The following is a 7,650-nucleotide window of genomic DNA, read 5'->3' on the forward strand; positions in this document are numbered from 1 at the left end:
GTACACCTCCTGTATTATTTCTAAATTCTATATGTGAAACTATTTCGTGTTTATTTTCAAAATTTAAATACTACCAAACGTAGCAAAGAACTTCTCCACCTAAACCATCTTTTCTAGCTTCTCTATCAACCACTAGTCCTTTAGAAGTTGAAATTACTGCAACTCCTAATCCATTAAGAACCTTTGGTACTTCATCTTTTTTACAATATACTCTTAATCCTGGTTTAGAAATTCTCTTAATACCAGTTATAACTCTTTCATTATTCGCACCATATTTAAGACTAATTCTTAACATTGGTACTACTCCGTCGTTATATTCTTCAATATTCTTAATATAACCCTCTTGTAATAATATATTTGTAATTGCCTTCTTTACATTTGAAGAAGGTACTTCTACAACTTCGTGTTTTACAGCATTAGCATTTCTTACACGTGTAAGTAGATCTGCTATTGGATCTGTCATAACCATTTTTTGTGCCTCCTTTCATTACATCATGTCTATTACCAGCTTGCTTTTCTGCAACCAGGAATTTCGCCTTTATAAGCAAGTTCTCTAAAACAAATACGACATACTCCGTATTTTCTTAATACAGCATGTGGTCTTCCACATATTCTACATCTTGTATAAGCTCTAGTTTTGTATTTAGGAGTTTTACTCCACTTTTCAATAATAGCTTTACGTGCCAATATGTTTCCCTCCTTATTATTGAGCGAATGGCATTCCAAGAAATCTAAGTAATTCTCTTGCTTCTTCGTCTGTATTTGCTGTTGTAACGAAGATTATATCCATCCCTCTAACTTTATCAATCTTATCATATTCTATTTCTGGGAATATTAATTGTTCTTTTATTCCTAAAGAATAGTTTCCTCTACCATCAAATGCTTTAGCTGAAACTCCTCTGAAATCTCTTACTCTAGGTAATGCTATACTCATTAATTTATCAGCAAATTCATACATCTTTGCTTTTCTTAATGTAACTTTACATCCTAAAGCCATATTTTCTCTTATTTTAAAGTTAGCAACTGATTTTTTTGCTCTTGTTAATATTGGCTTTTGACCAGCTATTAAACTTAAATCACTAACTGCTGATTCTAAAACTTTTTGATTTTCCTTAGCTTCTCCAACACCCATGTTAATTACGATCTTTTCTAGCTTTGGAATTTCCATAACGTTCTTATATCCGAACTTTTCAATCATCGCTGGGATTACTTCTTTTGAATATTTTTCTTGAAGTCTTGTCATTTATAGTTACCTCCTTTCAGAATTTAGAATGTTTCTGAACATTTCTTACATACTCTAACTTTAGTACCATCATCTAATATTTTGTTAGCTATTCTTGTAGCATTTTTACATTTGTTACAATATAACATAACCTTAGAACTGTTAATAGCTGCTTCTCTTTCGATTATAGCACTTTCAACTTGGCTCTTATTAGCTTTTTGATGCTTTTTAACTATGTTAACTCCTTGAACAAGAACTTTTCCTGTCTTTGGATATACTTTTAAAACTTCACCAGTTTTTCCTTTATCTTTACCAGATATAACTACAACTGTATCGCTTTTTCTTACATGTACCTTCAAGTAAGACACCTCCTCTTATAGAACTTCTGGTGCTAATGATAGAATCTTGTTAAATTCTTTATCTCTTAGCTCCCTAGCAACAGGTCCAAAGATACGAGTACCTCTTGGTTGTTTATCGTCTTTAATGATAACTGCAGCATTTTCATCAAATTTAATATATGAACCGTCCGCTCTTCTTAATCCTTTTGCTGATCTAACTATAACAGCCTTAACAACCTCGCCTTTTTTAACAACTCCGCCTGGTGTTGCACTTTTAACGCTAGCTACAATAACGTCACTTATATTACCAAATTTTCTTTTTGATCCACCTAGTACTCTTATGCACATAATTTCTTTTGCACCTGAATTATCTGCAACTTTAAGTAAAGTTTGTGGTTGTATCATACAATTACCCTCCTTTCAGTATTAAAGCCTATTTAGCTTTTTCTACTATTTCAACAAGTCTCCATCTTTTATCTTTAGATAAAGGTCTAGTTTCCATTATTAATACTCTATCATTAATTTTAGCTTCATTATTTTCATCATGAACCTTAAACTTTGTAGTCTTGTTAACTGTTTTTCCGTATAGTGGATGTCTAACCTTAGTTTCGACAGCTACTACTACTGTTTTATCCATTTTATCTGAAACAACTCTACCAGTTCTTTTCTTTCTTAACGTTCTTTCCATTCGGGCTTACCCTCCTTCCAGATTTACTGTTCTAATGCCCTCATTTCGTCTTCTCTTAAGATGGTCTTTATTTGGGCTATAGATTTCTTTACTTCTCTAATTCTCATAGGATTTTCTAATTGTCCTGTAGCTAATTGAAATCTTAAATTGAATAACTCTGCTTTAAGATCTCCTAACTTTAATGTTAAATCTTGAGGATTGCTTGATCTTAATTCTTTTAATTCTCTAGCCTTCATTATTTTTCACCACCCATTTCCTCAAAATCTCTTCTTGTAACAAACTTAGTTCTTACAGGAAGTTTATGTGATGCAAGTCTCATTGCTTCTCTTGCCACATCTTCAGTAACTCCAGATAGTTCAAAAACTACTCTATCAGGTTTAACAACAGCTACCCAATATTCTGGTGATCCTTTACCTGATCCCATTCTTGTTTCAGCTGGTTTTTCTGTTACTGGTTTATCTGGGAAAATCTTTATCCAAAGTTTTCCTCCTCTTTTTATATATCTGTTGATAGCAATTCTGGCAGCTTCGATTTGATTGCTTGTTATCCATCCACAAGTTGTAGCTTGAAGACCAAAATCTCCATAAGCTAAGAAGTTACCTCTTGTAGCTCTACCTTTCATTCTACCACGTTGTACCTTACGATGCTTTACTCTTTTAGGCATTAACATGATCTATTCCTCCTTTCTTACGCGTTAGCTTCTTCCTTTTCTACTTTCTTTGTTGGAAGAACTTCACCTTTATAAACCCAAACCTTAACACCAATTTTTCCATATGTTGTATTTGCTTCAGCAAATCCATAATCAATATCAGCTCTTAATGTTTGTAGTGGGATTGTTCCTTCATGATAGTGTTCAGTTCTTGCTATTTCAGCTCCACCTAATCTACCAGAACAAGAAGTTTTTACACCTTTTATTCCATGTCTCATAGCTCTTTGCATTGTTTGCTTCATAGCTCTTCTGAATGAAATTCTCTTTTCTAATTGTGCAGCTATGTTTTCAGCCATTAATTGTGCTTCAGCTTCTACACTTTTAACTTCAACTATATTTATTAGTATATTTTTTCCACTAATATAATTAGTTAATTTCTTTTTTAAACTTTCAATTCCTGATCCACCTTTTCCTATTACGACACCAGGTTTAGCAGTATATATATTTAATTTAACTCTTTTAGCAGCTCTTTCGATTTCTATTTTAGAAATCCCAGCTGAGAAAAGTTCTTTTTTAACAAATTTTCTAATTTGGTTATCTTCTATAAGATTGTCAGCAAAGTCCTTTTTATTAGCATACCACTTTGCATCCCATCCCTTGATAACGCCTACTCTAAGACCGTGAGGATGTACTTTTTGACCCACTTAACTTTCCCTCCTTCTTTAAGCTCTTTCTTTTACAACTACTGTTACATGACTAGTTCTTTTGTTGATTCTGAATGCCTTACCGTGATCCATTGGTCTGAATCTCTTAAGTATTGGACCTTCACCAACAAAAGCTTCTGAAACATATAAGTTGTCAGCATTTAATTCTAAATTATTTTCTGCATTTGCAACAGCTGATTTTAAAACTTTTTTAATTACTACTGCTGCTTCTCTTGGAGTATATTCTAAAATAGCAAAAGCTTCTTTAACTTGTTTTCCTCTTATTAAATCAAGAATTACTCTAACTTTCATTGGAGACATTCTAATATATTTAGCTATAGCTCTAGCTTCCATTTATGTTCCTCCTTTCCAGGCTACTTTCTTTTTGATGTTTTATCTGCCACATGACCTCTATAAGTTCTAGTTAATACGAACTCGCCTAACTTGTGTCCAACCATATCTTCTGATAAATAAACTGGAACATGTTTTCTTCCGTCATGAACTGCAATTGTATGACCTATCATTTGTGGATAGATTGTTGAACTTCTTGACCAAGTCTTAACAACTTTCTTATCTCCACTTGCATTCATTTCTTCTATCTTCTTTAAAAGTCCTTCATGCACAAAAGGTGCTTTTTTTGTTGATCTACTCACTAATATTGCCTCCCTTCATAAACCTTAGTAACAATAAGCTAGAAGAGAATAAAAATTTCTCTTCAAACTACTTAGCGTTTCTACCCTTGATAATAAATCTATCAGAATATTTCTTATTCTTTCTTGTTTTGTATCCAAGTGCTGGTTTACCCCATGGAGTAACTGGACTTGGTCTACCAACTGGTGCTTTACCTTCACCACCACCGTGAGGGTGATCGTTAGGATTCATAACAGAACCTCTAACTGTAGGTCTCCATCCCATATGTCTTTTTCTACCAGCTTTACCGATATTAACTATATCGTTTGTTGGGTTAGACACTGTTCCGATTGTTGCTCTACATTCTATTCTTACATATCTCATTTCACCTGAAGGTAATCTTAAAGTTGCGTAGTTTCCTTCTTTAGCCATTAATTGTGCTGAATTACCAGCCGCTCTAACTAATTGACCACCCTTACCTTTTTGTAATTCGATATTATGAATAACTGTACCAACTGGTATGTTCTTTAATGGAAGAGCATTACCTGCTTTGATATCTGCATCTGGACCTGATACTATAACATCACCAACATTTAATCCTGCTGGAGCAAGTATGTATCTTTTTTCTCCATCTGTGTAAACAACAAGTGCAATATAAGCTGATCTATTTGGATCATATTCTATAGTTGCAACCTTTGCTGGAATTGAATCTTTATTTCTTTTAAAGTCTATGATTCTGTATTTTCTCTTAACTCCGCCGCCACGGTGTCTTACAGTAATCTTACCTTGAGCATTTCTACCTGCTTTACTCTTTAATGATACAAGAAGTGACTTTTCCGGTTGTTGTGAAGTTATTTCTTCAAATGTAGGCATAGTCATTTGTCTTCTTGATGGTGTAATCGGGTTAAACTTTTTAACTGCCATTACAATTCCCTCCTTTTTTCAGCTTTTCTGGCATTTCACCAATAATGGCCTTAATATACTATTGTAATCCGTCGAAGAATTCTATAGCTTTGCTTTCTTCAGTTAATGTAACAATAGCTTTCTTGTAGTCAGATCTCTTTCCTACATGTACGCCCATTCTTTTAGTTTTTCCTAAACCGTTTATAGTGTTAACGTCTTTAACTTTAACATCAAAAACTTCTTCCACAGCTCTCTTTACTTGAGACTTATTAGCATTTACGTGAACCATGAAAGTGTACTTTTTTTCTGCCATAGCAGCCATACTCTTTTCAGTGATAACAGGCTTTCTTATTATATCATGGCTTGTTAATTTCATTATGCGTACACCTCCTCAATTTTTGATACAGCATCTTTAGTTATGATTAATTTTTCAAATTTTAATAAATCATATACGTTGATGTTGTTTACTGGGATAACACTAACCCCTTGAATATTTCTTGCTGATTTATATACAGCTTCGTTTGATTCAGCAGTTATTATTAATGTTTTCTTTGCATTGAATGCATTTAACATTTCTATAAATTGCTTAGTCTTTGGAGCTTCAAAAGATAATGATTCTAAAACTACCATTTGTCCATCGTTAACTTTGCTAGTTAATGCTGACTTCATAGCAACTCTTCTCATGCTCTTTGGAATTGAAACTCTGTAATCTCTTGGCTTTGGTGCGAATACAATACCACCTTTGATCCATTGAGGTGCTCTAATAGAACCTTGTCTTGCTCTACCAGTACCTTTTTGTCTCCAAGGCTTGATTCCGCCTCCTCTTACCTCAGTTCTAGTCTTAGCTGATTGAGTTCCTTGTCTCTTATTAGCTAATAAAGCAACTACTACTTGATGTAATGCGTGTTTATTTACTTCTACTTCAAATACATTTGCATTTAATTGGATATCTCCAACTTGTTTTCCTTCTTGATTAAATAACCCTACTGTAGGCATTATGTCTCCTCCTTTCCTTCAGAAATTAAGCTTTAACTGCGTTTCTTATTACTACTGTACCTTTGTTAGGTCCTGGGATTCCACCCTTTATTAATAATAAGTTCTTTTCAGCTATTACTTTAACTATTTCTAAGTTCATTACTGTTGTATTAACACAACCCATATGTCCAGGCATTCTCTTATTTTTGAATGTTCTAGATGGGTCTGATGAAGCTCCCATTGAACCTGGTGCTCTTTTAAACTTAGAACCATGAGTCATAGGACCTCTTTGTTGGTTCCATCTTTTGATAACACCTTGGAATCCCTTACCTTTAGAAACTCCTGATACGTCAATTTTGTCTCCAATTTCAAATACATCAGCTTTGATTTCTTGACCAACTTCATATTGGCTTACATCTTCAAGTCTGAATTCTTTTAAAGTTCTCTTTAAAACAACTCCTGCTTTTTCAAAATGTCCTTTAGCTGGCTTGTTAACTAATTTTTCTCTTATATCACCAAAACCAACTTGTATTGCTTCATAACCGTCTTTTTCTACAGTTTTCTTTTGAACAACAACACATGGACCAGCTTCTACTACTGTAACTGGAATAACTTTTCCTGCTTCATTGAAGATTTGAGTCATCCCTATTTTCTTACCTATTATAGCTTTTTTCATGTATTTACACCTCCCAAACTAATTAGCGGACTGTTTCCAATCATAATAGTTCATTTTTTTATTTTCCAGCTTATAATTTAATTTCTATATCCACACCTGCTGGAAGATTTAATCTCATTAATGCATCAACAGTCTTAGGTGATGGATTAACTATGTCGATTAATCTCTTATGAGTTCTTATTTCGAATTGTTCTCTTGAATCTTTATATTTGTGAACCGCTCTTAATATTGTAACAACATCTTTTTCAGTTGGTAGTGGAACTGGTCCTACTACTTTAGCTCCTGATGTTTTTGCAGTTTCTACAATTTTCTCAGCTGATTGATCTAATATTGTATGATCAAAAGCTTTTAATCTGATTCTTATTTTTTGCTTTGACATTATGGTTTCCCTCCTTTTCATGTACGCTTTACTTCTAACGCACAACAGCGGTTATTCTATAAACTGCACCGGGTGTTTCATCACTCGCCACAAAATTATACAATCCCTGTCGTCGGATTCTAGATCCAAACTACTCATCAAGAATTACCCGGAAGTCCGGCAACCTCTTGATTCATCGCTGTATGCTATGCAACTTCTTCATTATACTATCATTAAAAATATTTTTCAAGTTTTTTTTATACTTTTCTTCAAGTTTTTACTCATTTAATATTTTTGCTTTTTTCGTTTTCGTTTCTTTTATTATTCTAATAGTATTTCTTATAAATTTCAATATATTTATTTTATTTATTTATTGTATTATATTACTTATATTAGTTTTTTTATTTTTTATCTTTAAATATAAAAATAAGGTAGAGAAAACGTCTTTTCTCTACCTTATTCATTATTCTAATTAGAATTTATAATAATTATTAAAATTAAGCGTTA

16 protein-coding genes are annotated in these 7,650 nt (G+C 33.0%); all 16 read right to left on the bottom strand.

Annotation, left to right across the window (positions count from 1 at the left end; all coding sequences use genetic code 11):
• Positions 1-70 precede the first annotated feature (70 nt).
• The 16 genes from rpsH to rpsJ all read right to left on the bottom strand — a co-directional run bounded on the left by rpsH (position 71) and on the right by rpsJ (position 7,164).
• Positions 71-469 (bottom strand): 30S ribosomal protein S8, encoded by a 399-nt coding sequence (gene rpsH / locus NG904_RS15310; RefSeq protein ID WP_003372441.1) that lies wholly within the window; start codon positions 467-469, stop codon positions 71-73.
• Between the two features lie 32 nt (positions 470-501).
• Positions 502-687: a type Z 30S ribosomal protein S14 gene (locus NG904_RS15315; RefSeq protein ID WP_003372253.1), complete on the bottom strand. Its 186-nt coding sequence runs from the start codon at positions 685-687 to the stop codon at positions 502-504.
• A 16-nt stretch (positions 688-703) separates the two neighbouring features.
• Entirely contained in the window at positions 704-1,243 is a 540-nt protein-coding gene (gene rplE, locus NG904_RS15320) for a 50S ribosomal protein L5 (protein WP_003374539.1), read from the bottom strand.
• A 23-nt stretch (positions 1,244-1,266) separates the two neighbouring features.
• Entirely contained in the window at positions 1,267-1,581 is a 315-nt protein-coding gene (rplX, locus tag NG904_RS15325; protein ID WP_252215018.1) for a 50S ribosomal protein L24, read from the bottom strand.
• Between the two features lie 15 nt (positions 1,582-1,596).
• Positions 1,597-1,965 (bottom strand): 50S ribosomal protein L14, encoded by a 369-nt coding sequence (gene rplN / locus NG904_RS15330; protein WP_003373072.1) that lies wholly within the window; start codon positions 1,963-1,965, stop codon positions 1,597-1,599.
• 28 nt (positions 1,966-1,993) lie between these two features.
• Positions 1,994-2,248, bottom strand: a complete 255-nt coding sequence (gene rpsQ / locus NG904_RS15335; protein ID WP_252215016.1) for a 30S ribosomal protein S17 — start codon at positions 2,246-2,248, stop codon at positions 1,994-1,996.
• A gap of 23 nt (positions 2,249-2,271) precedes the next feature.
• Positions 2,272-2,484, bottom strand: coding sequence for a 50S ribosomal protein L29 (gene rpmC, locus NG904_RS15340; protein ID WP_012423239.1), 213 nt, complete (start codon positions 2,482-2,484; stop codon positions 2,272-2,274).
• The gene (gene rplP / locus NG904_RS15345; RefSeq protein WP_003372978.1) at positions 2,484-2,918 is read right to left on the bottom strand and encodes a 50S ribosomal protein L16; all 435 of its coding nucleotides are present in this window, start codon (positions 2,916-2,918) and stop codon (positions 2,484-2,486) included. The genes rpmC and rplP overlap by 1 nt, the downstream gene beginning before the upstream one ends.
• 17 nt (positions 2,919-2,935) lie before the next feature.
• Complete coding sequence (gene rpsC, locus NG904_RS15350; protein ID WP_252232520.1) at positions 2,936-3,601, bottom strand: 30S ribosomal protein S3; 666 nt, start codon at positions 3,599-3,601, stop codon at positions 2,936-2,938.
• Positions 3,602-3,619: 18 nt separating this feature from the next.
• The gene (gene rplV, locus NG904_RS15355; RefSeq protein ID WP_252215007.1) at positions 3,620-3,955 is read right to left on the bottom strand and encodes a 50S ribosomal protein L22; all 336 of its coding nucleotides are present in this window, start codon (positions 3,953-3,955) and stop codon (positions 3,620-3,622) included.
• Between the two features lie 20 nt (positions 3,956-3,975).
• Positions 3,976-4,254 (bottom strand): 30S ribosomal protein S19, encoded by a 279-nt coding sequence (rpsS, locus tag NG904_RS15360; protein WP_003373804.1) that lies wholly within the window; start codon positions 4,252-4,254, stop codon positions 3,976-3,978.
• A gap of 67 nt (positions 4,255-4,321) precedes the next feature.
• Entirely contained in the window at positions 4,322-5,155 is an 834-nt protein-coding gene (gene rplB / locus NG904_RS15365) for a 50S ribosomal protein L2 (RefSeq protein WP_252215003.1), read from the bottom strand.
• Positions 5,156-5,213: 58 nt separating this feature from the next.
• Positions 5,214-5,510, bottom strand: a complete 297-nt coding sequence (gene rplW, locus NG904_RS15370; RefSeq protein ID WP_012423941.1) for a 50S ribosomal protein L23 — start codon at positions 5,508-5,510, stop codon at positions 5,214-5,216.
• The gene (gene rplD, locus NG904_RS15375) at positions 5,510-6,130 is read right to left on the bottom strand and encodes a 50S ribosomal protein L4 (RefSeq protein WP_252215000.1); all 621 of its coding nucleotides are present in this window, start codon (positions 6,128-6,130) and stop codon (positions 5,510-5,512) included. The genes rplW and rplD overlap by 1 nt, the downstream gene beginning before the upstream one ends.
• A gap of 25 nt (positions 6,131-6,155) precedes the next feature.
• Entirely contained in the window at positions 6,156-6,785 is a 630-nt protein-coding gene (gene rplC, locus NG904_RS15380) for a 50S ribosomal protein L3 (protein WP_252232521.1), read from the bottom strand.
• 70 nt (positions 6,786-6,855) lie between these two features.
• Positions 6,856-7,164 carry a 30S ribosomal protein S10 gene (gene rpsJ, locus NG904_RS15385; RefSeq protein ID WP_002582605.1) on the bottom strand — a complete coding sequence of 103 codons (309 nt, stop codon included), beginning with the start codon at positions 7,162-7,164 and terminating at the stop codon, positions 6,856-6,858.
• Positions 7,165-7,650 lie beyond the last annotated feature (486 nt).

Source organism: Clostridium sp. ZBS15, from assembly GCF_023845705.1.
In the GTDB taxonomy this organism is placed as follows: Bacteria; Bacillota; Clostridia; order Clostridiales; family Clostridiaceae; genus Clostridium; species Clostridium aquiflavi.